The following is a 14,003-nucleotide window of genomic DNA, read 5'->3' on the forward strand; positions in this document are numbered from 1 at the left end:
TCAGCCGAGCGAACGCAGCTTCTCTGCCCAGGCAACGGCATCCCGCACGCCGTCGTCGACGGAACGCTCCGCCTTCCATCCGAGCACCGACGCGGCGCGGTCAACGATCGCGTAGGCACCGGCCTGGTCACCAGGGCGACGCTCGACCTCGACAACGGGCAACGGCTCGTTCGTGACGCGTTCGAATGCCGCCACAAGTTCACGCACGGTGACGCCATCACCGGTGCCGATGTTGAACACCTGATACGGATCGGATGTCGTGGCGATCGCATCGAACTGTTGCACGGCGGCGACGTGGGCCAGGGCGAGATCCCAGACATGGATGTAGTCGCGCAGCCCTGAACCATCACGGGTTGCCCAGTCGGTGCCGGTGATCGTGAAGGGCACTCCTGCCGCACGCGCCTGCATGATCTTGCCGAGGGCGTGTGAAGGCGTCGGATTCTGCAAACCGGTGCGAAGGCGCGGGTCTGCGCCGATCGGGTTGAAGTAGCGCAGGGCGATGGCACGCAGCCCCCCCGCCTGTGCCGTGTCAGACAGGATGCTCTCGACCATGGCCTTGGTGGTCGCATAAGGGCTCGACGGCGCCAGCGGTGCGCCTTCATCGACGCCCTCGCCCCCATCGCCGAAGTACACGGCGGCCGAGGAGCTGAATACGACACGGCCGATGCCGACCTTACGGAGGTTCTGCAACAGGATGACGGTCTTGCCGACGTTCGTGTCGTAGTAGCCGAGCGGGTCCGCCACCGACTCCGGCACGACGATGCGCGCAGCACAGTGCACCACGACAGCGATATCGGGGTGATCCACCACGATGCGTTCGAGGAGGTCAGCATCCGCGATATCGCCGATATAGAGGTTGCGTCCCTCGCCGAAGTCTTCACGACCGGTGGAGAGGTCATCGAGGATGACCGTCTCGATGCCTGCTTCCAGGCACGCCGTCGCAATAGTTGAACCGATGTATCCGGCACCGCCGGTGATCAGAGCCTTCATCGCGCCAATCGTAGCCTGCGCGCCGGTGCGCGCAAGGGTGGCGCGCTCTCCGCGGATCCTCAAGAGCAGAAGGTAGGCTACTCGATGCCCGCTGAATCCAGCTTGCGCCCACAAGGGCGGGGCGAAGCAATCTCGGAGATCTCACACGTGGCTCACGTCCTGCAGAACGTCGTATTCCCGCTCGATCGCGACCCTGATCTGCTGCCGCTTTACGCCGACCCCGAAACATGGTCGGTCATCGGCGAAGTGCCGGTTCGCGTTTCCAGTCGCGCGCATCTCGGCAACATTCTCGGTCGAAACAGCGCCCGCATCGTCTCCGGTCGCCGAGTATCACTCGGCACATACTTCAACGCCTTCCCCGCCTCGTATTGGCAGCATTGGACCAGCGTGCGCCAGGTGCGACTGACCGTGCGCACCACCGGACCGGCCACGGTGCTTGTGTACCGTTCCAACGGCTCCGGCGTGCGCCAGCGCGTAGACACCCGCGAAGTGATGGGCGATGCGACCTCGCACTTCGACCTCGAACTGACGCAGTACAGCGACGGCGGGTGGCTCTGGTTCGACGTCGTGGCCGACGAGAAGAGTGCCGTGCTCGAGGGTGCCGAATGGACCACTGAGCAGGAACCGACGCGGACAGGCAAGGCGTCACTGGGAATCACGACCTACAACAAGCCGGACTACTGCGTCGAGACGCTCCAGGCTCTCGCTGCATCTCCGGATGCGCTGGAGTTCGTCGACCGCATCTTCCTCGTCGACCAGGGCACGCAGCTCGTTGCTGACCAGGATGGCTATGCCGAAGTCGCAGAGTCGCTCGGCGAGATGCTTCAGGTCATTCGTCAGCCGAACCTCGGCGGCTCCGGTGGCTTCTCCCGTGCCATGCACGAGACGCTGCAGCGCCCCGAGAGCGACTTCGTTCAGCTGCTCGACGACGATGTGCGAATCGAACCGGAGTCGCTGCGACGCTCGATCGTGTTCGGTCAGTATGCGACGAACCCGGTGCTCGTCGGCGGTCACATGTTCGACCTGCTCGACCGCCCCAAGCTGCACGGCTGGGCCGAGGTCTTGGACGAAGGTCCCTTCATGTGGCGCAACCTCTACCAGGAGAAGATGCCGCACGACTTCGGTACTGCGAATCTCCGCCAGTCCACGCTGCTGCACATGCGCATGGACGCCGACTACAACGGTTGGTGGATGTGTCTGATCCCGCTCGACGCGATCCGTAAGGTCGGACTGGCTCTGCCCGCGTTCATCAAATGGGATGACGCAGAATTCTGCCTGCGCGCAGGCGAGGCGGGCTTCCCCACGGTGTCGATGCCCGGCGTTGCGCTGTGGCATGTGTCGTGGGTGAACAAGGACGACTCGATCGACTGGCAGGCGTACTTCCATGCCCGCAACCGCATCGTTGCCGGCCTCCTGCACTCGAACGTCCCTCGTGGCGGACGGCTGCTCACGCACAGCCGCCGCGTGGATCTCAAGCACCTCATGATGATGCAGTACTATCCGGTGGCCCTGCGCGCGCAGGCGCTGCGTGATGTGCTCTCGGGGCCTGCACATATGCGCGAGAACCTCGCGACAGCCATGCCCGCAGCGCGAGCTCTCGCCGCTGCGTATCCCGAGACGACCGTCCACCGCGACCCATCGACGGTGCTGCACTCTCGGCACGGACGTCAGGTCTACAAGCAGTTGTCGAAGAACAACCTCGACAGTCCGTCCGGCCTGAAGCTGCGCATCTTCACCATCTCGACGCTCATCTCCCATTGGCTGCACAAGCCGAACCCGGACAACGTGGCCCAGCCCGAGGTCGAGTTCGGCAAGGAAGACGCGCACTGGTGGCGGCTTCCTGCGTTCGACAGTGCGCTGGTCAGTGCCGCAGACGGCTCTGGCAAGAACATCTACACCAGGGACCGTAAAAAGTACCGCCGGATGCTGCGTGACACAATGCGCCTGCACTCGGAGCTGAAGCGACGTTGGCCTGAGCTCCAGAAGCAGTACCGTCAGGCGCTGCCCGAGCTCGTGTCCGACAAGTCTTGGCAGCAGATCTTCGAGGAGAAGGCATGACCGCGGCGCCCGCTGCATTCACCCCCGCGGCGGCGACCATCGTCATCGTCACGTACAACCGCTCACATCTGCTCACGGGCCTGCTGGAAAGCATCACCGTGATGGATCCGAAGCCGGGCCACGTCGTCATCATCGACAATGCCTCAGCGGATGACACGACAGAGGTCGTGGAGTCGTTCCGCGACCGTGTCGGTACCGAGATCGTCTACCGCAAGTTGGAGACGAACACCGGTGGCTCCGGTGGGTTCAGCGAGGGTATGCGCACCGCGTACGAGCTCGGCAGCGAGTGGATCTGGATGATGGACGACGACGTCGAGGTCTTCCCCGACGGCCTGGCGAAGATGGGGTCCTGGGCCCCGCGCTTCAAGAGCATCCAGGGCCGGCGCGTCGACTTCGACGGCAGCGAGTTCTACTGGCAGTATCGGATCGCCGATCGCATGGGCATCCCGATCCCGTTCGCTCCTGCCGGATTCGATGACTCCGGCTTCAAGGAGATGAACAGCGGATGCTTCGAGGGCATGTTCATCCACCGTTCGATCGTCGAGCAGATAGGTCTGCCCGATCCGCGATTCTTCATCTACTGGGACGACCAGATGTACGGGTGGCTGGCTTCGAGGCTGACGACCGCCGTGATCGTGAACGAGTTCGTGCTGCGCCGCACCCGCGAGATCAAGCAGTGGGACATGGGCGTGCGCCACATGAACGCGTCCAGTAACGCGTACCGGTACTACATCATGCGCAACCGCGCGTTCATCAAGCATTATTACCGCGTGCACGAGGCGTACAACCCGGTGCTCTTTGGCCTGGGCACGACTGCGACCTTCTTCAAGGAGCTGATCCGGCTCTTCTTCGTCGAACGCACGGTGCGCGGCACGAGCAACCTGGTCCGCGGCATCCGTGACGGTGGCAAGATCGGTCGCGACCGCACCTGGCAGCCCATGCCCGCATTGGAGAAGTGATGAGCCAAGAGCACCAGCCCGAAGCAGTGTGGGTGTTCCCCGAGGAGAAGAAGAGCAACAAGGGCGCCATCTGGCTGATCGTCGTCCTCTCCGTACTCGTCGTCGCGATCGTCGGGGTGCTGCTGTTCTACCTGCTGCCTCCTGCCGGCGATCCTGAACCGACGCCCAGCCCTTCGTCGTCAGAGAGCGCGACGCCGACGCCGACGCCCACTCCTTCAGTGACGCCCCCGCCGACTCCGACGCCTACGGCAGTGCCGACTCCCACGCCGACGCCGGAGCCTGTTCCCACTGAGGAGCCGGTTCCGACCGAGCCTCCGGTGCCGGATCCCGATCTCGGGACGTTCACTGCGGAAATGCAGCCGCGACTCGACGACGCATCGACCGGGCTCAACATCATCGCCGAGGGTGGCGAGGACCCAGCGCAGGTCGTCGGCAACCTGCAACAGGACGCGAATCGACTCTCCGACAGCCCCGCTCCGAGCGCCATCGCTGGTGAGTGGACTGAAGCGGTCGCGCTGTATGCCGATCGCCTTGCTGACCTGACCGTCGCATACGAGAACGGCGCCGACCCCGCCCCTGCCTTCGACGCAGCCAAGGCTGCTCTGCAAACTCTCCGCGCCGTAGTGGGCCTCTAACTCTTTTCTTCTGGTTGCGAGTCCTCTACGACGCTGAGCAAAGCCTCCAGCTCCTCGCAGGTGAAGGGCACTCCGACGTACGCACCATCCGGCAGCGTGCACAGGGTTAGCTGCGGGACGGGTGCCGGCACCTGAGGCCCGGACTGGCTAATCTGTAGCTCGATACGGTTCGTCAGCGTGCCGTCTTCCCACAGCTCGGCGCATGCCGCGAGCATCCGTGCGTCGGTGTCGCCGCCGCTCTCGACGATGGTTTCAATCCCGTCCAGGACCGACTGACCTTCCGGGAAACTCACTCCCTCGGCGCATAGAACGGTCAATGACTCCGCCGTCGGCTGCTCCTCCGGCGCCGATGTCGCAGTCTGAAACCCTAGGACGCCGAACACACCGACCGCAAGCACAACTGTGCCCGTCGAGGCGATCAATCCGGCGCGGCGGCGTCGGGCTTTCGAGGTGTGCGTCGCATCCGCGTGCACGCCCCGGGCGAGCTCACCGCGCAGTCGCGCACGGAACTGTGGATCGAGGGAACCATCGTGAGTCATCGTGCCTCCATCCAGCCCTCGAGCGCGCCCGGGTGCGTGGCCTCCACCGCTAGGCGCAGACGTTGCTTCGCTCGATTCAGACGTGTGCGGATCGTTCCCGAGGGGAGCCGCATCATCGTCGCCACTTCGCGCGGGAGCAGTTGTTCGATAACGCACAACGCCAGAACTTCTTGATCCGATCTCGACAGCTGGTCGAACGCCATACGAACGGGCTCCCGCATCCCTTCGAATGCCACGCGTTCCAACACGGCATCGGCATGATCGTGTACAGGCTCCACTCGCAGGCGGCTCAGCACCTTCTCGTGACGGATCCTGGACCGGGTCGTGTTGCGCGAGACGTTCGTCGCCGTCACCAGGAGCCAGGCGATGACCGAGCCATCCACAATGCGCACACGACGGCGTGCCCGCCATGCTTCCAGGAACACCAACGCTGTGACGTCTTCCGCATCAGCCGTGTTCATTGTGAGGCGCTTGGCGTGCCGATGGACACGGTCAACATGACGATCGAACACCGCGGCGAACGCATCCTCATCGCCTGCGAGTGCCCGCGCCCATAGTTCGGCGTCACCGTCATCGTCTTGATCACGATCGACTGACCTCACACCGGCTCCAGTGCGGACTGAACGACGATGCGTCCGTCGCCGTAGCGATCGTCCAGCTCCTGCTGCAGAGCTCCGTCCCGGTCATAGGGGGCCGAGACGTACACCGTTCCGGTCATCCCGTCAGAGCCCACGGTGTATCCGTACTCCTGCACGATCTCCTGAACAAGCGTGTCCAGTTCTGCCGCTGTGTGATCAGCGGTGACCACACAGAGCGCTCCACCCCAGACTTCTCGTAGGCGAGTTTCAGCCGCTGCCACGTCGCCGCGAATAGCGACATTGAGGATGTTACGGCCCGCATGCACCGCGTAGTGGTGCAAACCAGCTAATGGATCCGTGTTCGCAGGAACGGGAGGAACGAGGGTGTCGTCGATCCATGTGACCGCGTAGCCATCGATCTGCGCGGCGACGTCTGTCGCTGCGTTCAACGCTTCCAACGTCGCACGCGACTCGTCGATGATCTGCCAACCGTGCTCGGGCTCAGTGCACTTGGTGGAGAACGTGATGGGGTCCTCCGCCACGTCTGGCCACACGAAATCGGCTCCGTCTGAGGAGGATGTCACGGTGAATGTGGCCGCAGTGTCGTCATACGTTCCGGTGACCAGGTACTCTCCCCAGCGGGTGCCACCTACCGCGTCATACGTGCCAGGAACCGCATCCCAGTCCCAGCCGCTCAGATCGATACCATCCGCGCATCCGGGAGGGATGGATTGCAGCAGCCCGCCGAGGCAGAGCTCCGTGCCGTCACCGCGATCGATCACCGTGACCGGGCGCCCAGGCGTCAACAGTTCAACGACAGTCGGCGACGCAGCTTCCGTTGGCGCAGGTGCGGTTCCCGCCGATACAGCGCACGCACTGAGCGAAGACGCAGCGAGGGTGCCCGCCATCGCTGCCACGATGAAACGCTTCGTGATGCTCGCCGCCATCGGTCTCCATTCACTTCCGAGGCTATCCCTCACCCTGAAGTGTCCGCACCGCCAATTTCGTTACACAATCCCTTCCAGGAATCAGCGGGCGGCGGAGTCGGCGTTGTAGCGGTCTAGGACCTCGTTGATACCGGCATCCAGGACCAGGGCACCCTTGTCGAGATACAGGCCTCGCGTGCAGAAACGCCGCAGGTCGCGCTCGTTGTGGCTGACGAAGAACAACGTGCGCCCTTCCGCGAGCAGTTCGTCGATGCGCTGGTAGCACTTGTCTCGGAAGCCCTTGTCGCCGACCGCGAGCACCTCATCGACGAGCAGGATCGGCTCGTCCAGCTGCGATACGACCGAGAACGCCAAGCGCACCTTCATACCGTTGGAGAGGTGCTTGTACGGCGTCTCTTGGAACTCTTCGAGCTCTGCGAAGACGATCATGCCGTCGTAGCGGCGGCCGATCTCGTCGCGCGCCATGCCGTGCAGTCCCGCCATGAGGTTGACGTTCTCACGCACAGTGAGATCACCGACGAATCCACCGGTGAGTTCGATCAGAGGCGCGACACCCCCGTTGACTGTCACCGAGCCATCATCCGGAAGCAGCACCCCGGCGACGAGTCGAAGCAGAGTCGACTTTCCTTGGCCATTGCGCCCGACGATCCCAATCGACTCCCCCGGCTGCACCGTGAACGAGACGTCGCGCAGCGCCCAGAACTGGCCAGGACGGCTGCGCCTGGATGCGCCGGCGAAGAGGTCCTTGAAGTTGCGCCGTCCGCGTCGGTTGCGCCGGAAGTGCACTCCGAGTCCCTTGACCTCGATCGCAGCGGTCATCACAGCTCCTTCAGCACGGGTCGCTCAAGGGTGCGGAAGACCCACGTCCCCAGCGCGAAGATCGCCACGGTCACCACGACGCCGATCAATACGGTCATCTGGTTCCACTGGTCAGGGAAGAACGCCATCCGATACAGCGTGAAAATACCCGCCAGCGGGTTGAACGACGCGATCGTGTCGAACGGTGCGGGCAGGTTATCGACGCTGTAGATGATCGGCGTCGCGTAGAACAGCGCGCGCAGAATGAGCGCTGTCGTGCGCTCGAGGTCGGTGTACAGCGCGCACAGCGGAGCGACCAGCATCCCCAGGCCCATCAGCAGCATGACCTGCAGCATCATGGCAACGGGGAACCACAGCACGCCCCAACCGACGTGCACCATCTTGTCGGGGTCTGTCTCGACGATCGTAGTAACGATCACGAACAGCGCCAGCACGGGAAGGGAGAACAGGAACTCCAGCCCCTTGCTCAGCACGATCCGGTTCACCCAGATCGAGCGCGGGATGTTGGTGGAGCGCACCAGCTTCGCGTCTTTCTTGAACGCTTTCGTGAAATCCGACACGCTGACGTTGAACCATACCCACGGCAGCAGCGCGGTGATGAGGAAGATGATGTACGGGTCTTCGCCGACGTCGCGCTTGAATACCTGTGTGAAGACGAACCAGTAAATCAGGCTCATCACCAACGGGTCGAGCACTGACCAGATGTACCCAAGGAAGCTCGTCGCGTAGCGGACCTTGAGGTCGCGGGCAGAAAGCAGCCACAGCGAATGCAGGTATCGCCGGGGCGTACCCGGCGCCCCGACAGCAGCGTGACTCACGTTCCGAGCTTAGGCGAGAGTGTTGTTCCACATGGTCAGCGCCGAGCCGATCGCCATATGCATGTCGAGGTACTGATAGGTGCCAAGGCGACCACCGAAATGGACACCGCTCTCACCCTTTTGCAGTTCCCGGTAGGCCAGCAAGCCCTCGCGGTCTGCGGGCGTGTTCACCGGGTAGTACGGCTCGTCGGTCTTCTCCGCGAAGCGGGAGAACTCGCGCATGATGACGGTCTTGTCCGTCGGGTAGACGTCCTTGCGCTCCGGGTGGAAGTGCTTGAACTCGTGAATGCGGGTGTATGGGATGCCGGCATCCGGGTAGTTCATCACCGGAGTGCCCTGGAAGTCGCCGATGTTCAGCACTTCCTGCTCGAAATCGAGGGTGCGCCAGCTGAGCTCGCCCTCGGCGTAGTCGAAGTAGCGATCTACCGGGCCGGTGTAGATGATCGGAACCTGCCCCACGAGCGCCTTGCGGTTCAACGGCTGCGACTCGTCGAAGAAGTCGACGCCGAGCTTCACCTCGATGTTGGGGTGATCCGCCATCCGCTCAATCCACGCGGTATAGCCATCAGTGGGCAGACCTTCCCAGGTGTCGTTGAAGTACCGGTTGTCGTAGTTGTAACGCACCGGGAGCCGGCTGATGATGTCACCGGAAAGCTTGTGCGGGTCGGTCTGCCACTGCTTGGCCGTGTAATCCCGGTAGAACGCTTCGAACAGTGGGCGCCCGACGAGAGCGATGCCCTTCTCTTCAAAGTTCTGTGCCGACTTGACGTCGAACTCCCCCGCCTGGTCTTTGATGAGCGCACGCGCCTCGTCCGGCGTGTACGCGGCCTGGAAGAACTGGTTGATCGTGCCGAGGTTCACCGGCAGCGGGTACACAACATTCTTGTGGTTCGTGTACACGCGATGCTCGTAGTTCGTGAACGTCGTGAACCGGTTCACGTACTCCCACACCGTCTCATTGGATGTGTGGAACAAGTGCGCACCGTAACGGTGCACCTCGATGCCCGTCTCCGGCTCCGCTTCGCTGTACGCGTTGCCGCCAATGTGAGAGCGACGTTCGATAACGGTCACCTTGCGGCCCGCAGCCGCGGCACGCTCAGCGATGGTGAGGCCAAAGAAACCAGAGCCTACGACGAGAAGATCCATGATCTCTATCGTATCGGCGGAAATCTGAGAGCTTCACTAAGCTGACCTCAGACAGTGCAATCCGAAGCGCTCACCCTGCGACCCAAAGGTACAAACGACGATGTTCCTCCGCGCCCTGACGCTCCTCGCGAGCGCCGTTCTTGCCGGCAGCCTGCTGGCTCCGACTGCGGCCTTCGCCGCTGACCAGCCACCCGTGGATGACGCTCCGACAACAATGAGCACAACGGGCTTCAACCCTGGTGTCACACGCCTAGCCGGTGACAGTCGATACGAGACTGCGCTGGCCATATCCCAGCGCTACACCGCCGGAGTTCCGGCCGTCTTCGTCGCCACCGGGAGCAACTTCCCGGACGCGCTTTCTGCTGCAGCCGCGGCCTCGCTCGTGGGCGGTCCACTTCTGCTCACGCCATCCGATTCCTTGCCGAAGAACGTTCGCGAAGAGATCCAGCGACTCAAGCCAATGCAGATCTATATCATCGGCGGTCCAGGGGCGGTCAGCGGTGCGGTCTTCAACGCCCTGAAGCCACTCGCTTCGAAGACAACACGTCTCGGTGGCGCCGACCGATACGAAACTGCGCGCACCATCATCAAGAATGTGTTCACCTCCAGCGGAACAGCACTCATCGCGACCGGCCGAACGTTCCCTGATGCGCTCGCTGCCACCGGCGCGGCCGGCGTTCTCAACGCTCCCGTCGTGCTTGTCGACGGCGTGGCCTCGAAGATCCCGGATGCCACGGTGAAGCTGCTGCGTTCGCTGGGCGTACGCTCGATCACCATCGCCGGCGGGCCTGGCGCCGTTTCAACAGGTGTCGAGTCACACGCAAAGGCCTTGGGCTTCACCGTCCAGCGCCTTGGCGGCGCCTCTCGCTATGACACGGCCGCTGCCATCAACAACGCCTACTTCCCTGCCGGCAGCAGCAGCACGATGTTCCTCGCGACGGGTACCAACTTTCCTGACGCGCTCGCTGGTGCGGCTCTTGCGGGCAACCTCGGCGCCCCGGTGTACGTGACCCAGGCCACTTGTGCACCCAAGCCCATCCGTGAGTCTGTCTCTCGCCTCGGCGCATCACGCACTGTCGTGCTCGGCGGCACGAGCGTGGTCAGCGATGCATCAGCGAGGAACACCGAGTGCGCACAACCCCGCCCCGAGCGCACGAAGCCGATCGACGGATGGACTTGCCCCACATGGGCGCCGATCAAGGGAAACGCCAGCTCGATGATTTACCACGTCCCCGGTGGGGCGTTCTACGAAAAGACCAACCCGGAGGAGTGCTTCGCGAATGAAGGAGCCGCACAGCGGGCGGGTTATCGGAAGTCGAAGCTCTGAGAGCATTTTCTCAATCCCCACAAGGCACGAAGAATCTCAGGCAAGGAATCTAGACTGGCACTGCCATGACTCTGCAGATCTTCGTGCCCTTCTGGGGCGATCCCGACCTCCTCTTCCAGACAATCGATTCGGTGCTCGCTCAGCGCAATCCGGACTGGGAGATGACGATCATCGACGATTGCTATCCCGACGAGTCGGTGCCGGAGCGGATGGCTGCGTACGCCGATGCGCGCATCACCTACACACGCAACCCGAAAAACCTCGGCATCACCGAGAACTATCGCGAGGCGATTCGCCGCGCGAGCAGCGAGTACATCACGATCCTCGGATGCGATGACCTCCTGCATCCGCACTACGTCGACGTCATCACCGACGCCATCAACCGGCATCCGTCTGCCGACGTCATCCAACCCGGCGTAAAGGTCATCAACGAGCACGGGACGACGATCCGCCCACTCACCGACCGGATCAAACGCGGCCTGCTGACTCCACGCGGGGGCGAGACGATCCTCATCGGCGAGGAGATGTCGACGAGTCTGCTGCGCGGCGACTGGCTGTACTGGCCGTCGCTGACCTTCCGCACCGAGACGCTGCAGCGCATTGATTTCCGCGAGGGGCTGCCGATCATCCAGGATCTCGCCCTGCTGATCGACATCGCGCTCGATGGCGGCTCGCTCGTCTACACGCCGCCGGTGGCCTTCTCCTACCGCCGTCACGGCTCGAGTGCGTCGCAGAAGACGCTGCTGGATGGCCGCCGCTTCACGGACGAGCGCTCCTACTACGCCACAGCGCGCACGCTCGCAAAGGCAAAGGGCTGGAACCGCACGGCGCGCATCGCCAAGGTTCGACTGATGGGACGCCTGCACGCATTCACCGAGCTGCCGAGTGTCCTTCGGCACGGCAACCGTGCTGGACTAAAGTCGACTCTGGCTCATATCTTCGCGCTCTGACTGGAGAGGTGCACCCCATGCCCGAACACGTACTCATCACCGGCGGCGCCGGATTCATCGGCTCTCATCTGGCCCGCCGATTCCATCAGGACGGGCACCAGGTGACGGTGCTGGATTCTCTCTCCCCGCAGGTGCACGGCGCGGACCCTGCGACCACCTCTCCCCTGTTGCGTTCACTAGACGGTGTCGCGCGCGTGATCGCAGGCACTGTTACCTCCACCGACGATCTACGTGGGGCGCTGGAGGGCGCCACCATCGTCATCCACCTCGCCGCGGAGACGGGCACAGGGCAGTCGATGTACGAGATCGACCGCTATGTGAGCGCCAACGTCGGCGGCACGGCCAAGCTTCTCGACCTCCTCGCGAATGAAGAGCACTCGGTCGGCCGCATCGTCATCGCGTCCTCCAGGTCGATCTACGGCGAGGGCGCCTACCGCACCGAGGACGGCCGCACCGTTTACCCCGGCCACCGGGCGGATGCCGACATGGCCGCCGGCGACTTCGACGTGCACCACCCGGGCGAGGGTCCGCTCGAGCTCATCCCGACGGATGAATCGGCCGCTCTTCACCCCTCGTCGGTGTATGGCATCACCAAGCAGATGCAGGAGTCGATGGTGCTGACCGTCGCACCCACTATTGGCATCGAGGCGACCTCGGTGCGCTACCAGAACGTGTACGGGCCAGGGCAGTCGTTGAAGAACCCGTATACCGGCATCCTGTCGATTTTCTCCACTCTCATCCGCCAGGGCAAGGAGATCAATATCTTCGAGGATGGCGAGGAGAGCCGCGACTTCGTCTACATCGATGACATTGTCGAGGCGACCTTCCTCGCGGCCACGCTCCCAGCGGCGGCAGGCGAAGTCTTCAACGTCGGCTCCGGCGTCGGCACGACCGTCAACGAGGTCGTGTCTGCGCTGTTCGCGTCTCTCGGCCGGGAGGTGCCGACGCGCATCTCCGGCAACTACCGTCTCGGTGACATCCGTCACAACATCGCCGACACGTCCCGGCTGACCGAGCTACTCGGCTTCACCCCCGCCGTCTCATTCCGCGACGGAGTCGCCAAGTTCGCCGAGTGGGTTCTGACCGAACCCGTGGAGGCGGATTCCTACCAGCGTTCCCTCGACGAGATGGCCCAGCGGAATCTTCTGAAGTGAGCCGTCCCCTGCACAAGTCACGCGAGTTTCCGTACCGCTCGAACAGCCTCAACCTGTTCCGGCTGATTCTGGCGTTTCTCGTGCTCATCGCGCATGCCTTCTTCACCGCAGGCTACGACTGGTCGCCAGGATTCAACGGCGAGAACCTCGGCGGATGGGCGGTCATCGGATTCTTCGTGATCAGCGGCTTCCTGATCACCCGCTCTCGCCTGGGAACGGATGCCGGAACCTTCCTCGTTCACCGCATCGCCCGCATCATGCCGGCGTTTCTCGTCTGTCTGGTGATCACTGCCCTCGTCTTCGCTCCGATCGCGCAGCTCGCCACGCACGGAACGCTCGCGGGGTATCTGTCCACCGGGCCCACTCCGCTCGAGTACATCTGGGGCAACCTGTTCCTGCACGTTGACCAGTACGCGATCGGCACGTCGCTGAGCGATATCCCCTATCCGAACACCTGGAACGGCTCCCTGTGGACGCTGTACTTCGAGTTCATCTGTTATCTGATCGTGTGGATATTCGGCGCGCTGGCCGTCTTCCGCCGCTCGGTGCTGCTGGTCGCCGCGCTGTGGGCAGGATCCGTCGCCGTCCGCCTCGTCACCGCTGGCGGCACCTTCGCGGGCCTGGATGGCGACTTCGATCTGCTCGCACGGCTGCTGCCGTACTTCCTCGGCGGATCGCTCATCTACCTGGTCGTGCAGCGGTGGGGGTTCGTTCCCCTGATCGGTCTCGCATCGATCCCGGTGGCAGCGCTCCTGATGGTGTTCGTGCCGACCGCGGGTGGCCCGCTAGCAGCGCCGTTCCTCTGTTACGCGCTGCTTTACCTGTCAACGATCGTTCCGCAGCCCCAATGGATCGCTCGCAACGACGTCTCCTACGGCTTCTACATCTACGCATGGCCCATGCAACAACTCGTGCTTATCTTCGGCGGCGCGCAGTTCGGCATCGTCGTGTACATCCTCATCACGACCGTCGTCACCGCGCTCCTGGCGATGGCCAGCTGGTTCTTCGTCGAGCGTCCCCTGATGCGGCTGGCGCGCGGCAAGACGGCCGTCCGGGCGACTGCTGCGGCTTCGTAGCGACGGC

At 63.4% G+C, this 14,003-nt stretch carries 14 protein-coding genes; 7 read left to right on the forward strand and 7 right to left on the reverse strand.

All coding sequences use genetic code 11. The features are described from left to right. On the reverse strand, positions 1-1,053 hold the full coding sequence (gene galE / locus ACSU04_RS04600; protein ID WP_439288564.1) for a UDP-glucose 4-epimerase GalE: 1,053 nt from the start codon (positions 1,051-1,053) through the stop codon (positions 1-3). 222 nt (positions 1,054-1,275) lie between these two features. On the opposite strand from galE, the gene ACSU04_RS04605 reads away from it, so the two are divergent. The 3 genes from ACSU04_RS04605 to ACSU04_RS04615 are packed head-to-tail and all read left to right on the forward strand — an operon-like array spanning position 1,276 to position 4,642. Then, positions 1,276-3,048 carry a glycosyltransferase gene (locus tag ACSU04_RS04605; RefSeq protein WP_439289422.1) on the forward strand — a complete coding sequence of 591 codons (1,773 nt, stop codon included), beginning with the start codon at positions 1,276-1,278 and terminating at the stop codon, positions 3,046-3,048. Next, a complete protein-coding gene (locus ACSU04_RS04610; protein WP_439288565.1) occupies positions 3,045-4,007 on the forward strand; it encodes a glycosyltransferase in 963 nt (320 codons plus the stop codon). Before ACSU04_RS04605 ends, ACSU04_RS04610 begins: the two co-directional genes overlap by 4 nt. Next, the gene (locus ACSU04_RS04615; protein WP_439288566.1) at positions 4,007-4,642 is read left to right on the forward strand and encodes a hypothetical protein; all 636 of its coding nucleotides are present in this window, start codon (positions 4,007-4,009) and stop codon (positions 4,640-4,642) included. The genes ACSU04_RS04610 and ACSU04_RS04615 overlap by 1 nt, the downstream gene beginning before the upstream one ends. Here the strand turns inward: ACSU04_RS04615 and ACSU04_RS04620 are convergent. From ACSU04_RS04620 to glf, 6 genes are all read right to left on the reverse strand, one after another. Then, complete coding sequence (locus tag ACSU04_RS04620) at positions 4,639-5,181, reverse strand: hypothetical protein (RefSeq protein WP_439288567.1); 543 nt, start codon at positions 5,179-5,181, stop codon at positions 4,639-4,641. The two genes, ACSU04_RS04615 and ACSU04_RS04620, sit on opposite strands and share 4 nt — an antisense overlap. Beyond that, the gene (locus ACSU04_RS04625; RefSeq protein WP_439288568.1) at positions 5,178-5,783 is read right to left on the reverse strand and encodes an RNA polymerase sigma factor; all 606 of its coding nucleotides are present in this window, start codon (positions 5,781-5,783) and stop codon (positions 5,178-5,180) included. Before ACSU04_RS04625 ends, ACSU04_RS04620 begins: the two co-directional genes overlap by 4 nt. After that, positions 5,780-6,706 carry a hypothetical protein gene (locus ACSU04_RS04630; protein WP_439288569.1) on the reverse strand — a complete coding sequence of 309 codons (927 nt, stop codon included), beginning with the start codon at positions 6,704-6,706 and terminating at the stop codon, positions 5,780-5,782. The genes ACSU04_RS04625 and ACSU04_RS04630 overlap by 4 nt, the downstream gene beginning before the upstream one ends. A gap of 81 nt (positions 6,707-6,787) precedes the next feature. Next, positions 6,788-7,525, reverse strand: a complete 738-nt coding sequence (locus ACSU04_RS04635) for an ABC transporter ATP-binding protein (RefSeq protein ID WP_439288570.1) — start codon at positions 7,523-7,525, stop codon at positions 6,788-6,790. Beyond that, positions 7,525-8,343: an ABC transporter permease gene (locus ACSU04_RS04640; RefSeq protein WP_439288571.1), complete on the reverse strand. Its 819-nt coding sequence runs from the start codon at positions 8,341-8,343 to the stop codon at positions 7,525-7,527. The genes ACSU04_RS04635 and ACSU04_RS04640 overlap by 1 nt, the downstream gene beginning before the upstream one ends. A gap of 9 nt (positions 8,344-8,352) precedes the next feature. Next, complete coding sequence (gene glf / locus ACSU04_RS04645; RefSeq protein WP_439288572.1) at positions 8,353-9,489, reverse strand: UDP-galactopyranose mutase; 1,137 nt, start codon at positions 9,487-9,489, stop codon at positions 8,353-8,355. 100 nt (positions 9,490-9,589) lie between these two features. Between glf and ACSU04_RS04650 the strand changes: the two genes are divergently transcribed. The 4 genes from ACSU04_RS04650 to ACSU04_RS04665 all read left to right on the forward strand — a co-directional run bounded on the left by ACSU04_RS04650 (position 9,590) and on the right by ACSU04_RS04665 (position 13,996). Beyond that, on the forward strand, positions 9,590-10,816 hold the full coding sequence (locus ACSU04_RS04650) for a cell wall-binding repeat-containing protein (RefSeq protein ID WP_439288573.1): 1,227 nt from the start codon (positions 9,590-9,592) through the stop codon (positions 10,814-10,816). 65 nt (positions 10,817-10,881) lie between these two features. Next, positions 10,882-11,766 (forward strand): glycosyltransferase, encoded by an 885-nt coding sequence (locus ACSU04_RS04655; protein WP_439288574.1) that lies wholly within the window; start codon positions 10,882-10,884, stop codon positions 11,764-11,766. A gap of 17 nt (positions 11,767-11,783) precedes the next feature. Next, positions 11,784-12,920, forward strand: a complete 1,137-nt coding sequence (locus ACSU04_RS04660) for an NAD-dependent epimerase/dehydratase family protein (protein WP_439288575.1) — start codon at positions 11,784-11,786, stop codon at positions 12,918-12,920. Beyond that, the gene (locus ACSU04_RS04665; protein ID WP_439288576.1) at positions 12,917-13,996 is read left to right on the forward strand and encodes an acyltransferase family protein; all 1,080 of its coding nucleotides are present in this window, start codon (positions 12,917-12,919) and stop codon (positions 13,994-13,996) included. Before ACSU04_RS04660 ends, ACSU04_RS04665 begins: the two co-directional genes overlap by 4 nt. Positions 13,997-14,003: the final 7 nt, after the last annotated feature.

It is taken from the genome of Microbacterium sp. A84, assembly GCF_051842815.1.
Lineage (GTDB): Bacteria > Actinomycetota > Actinomycetes > Actinomycetales > Microbacteriaceae > Microbacterium.

Bases quoted from the DNA above. Each gene is read 5' to 3' on its own strand.
- ACSU04_RS04650 (WP_439288573.1), top strand. From the start codon at position 9,590: ATGTTCCTCCGCGCCCTGACGCTCCTCGCGAGCGCCGTTCTTGCCGGC.
- ACSU04_RS04620 (WP_439288567.1), bottom strand. From the start codon at position 5,181: ATGACTCACGATGGTTCCCTCGATCCACAGTTCCGTGCGCGACTGCGC.
- ACSU04_RS04615 (WP_439288566.1), top strand. From the start codon at position 4,007: ATGAGCCAAGAGCACCAGCCCGAAGCAGTGTGGGTGTTCCCCGAGGAG.
- ACSU04_RS04630 (WP_439288569.1), bottom strand. From the start codon at position 6,706: ATGGCGGCGAGCATCACGAAGCGTTTCATCGTGGCAGCGATGGCGGGC.
- ACSU04_RS04610 (WP_439288565.1), top strand. From the start codon at position 3,045: ATGACCGCGGCGCCCGCTGCATTCACCCCCGCGGCGGCGACCATCGTC.
- glf (WP_439288572.1), bottom strand. From the start codon at position 9,489: ATGGATCTTCTCGTCGTAGGCTCTGGTTTCTTTGGCCTCACCATCGCT.
- ACSU04_RS04655 (WP_439288574.1), top strand. From the start codon at position 10,882: ATGACTCTGCAGATCTTCGTGCCCTTCTGGGGCGATCCCGACCTCCTC.
- ACSU04_RS04660 (WP_439288575.1), top strand. From the start codon at position 11,784: ATGCCCGAACACGTACTCATCACCGGCGGCGCCGGATTCATCGGCTCT.
- ACSU04_RS04635 (WP_439288570.1), bottom strand. From the start codon at position 7,525: ATGACCGCTGCGATCGAGGTCAAGGGACTCGGAGTGCACTTCCGGCGC.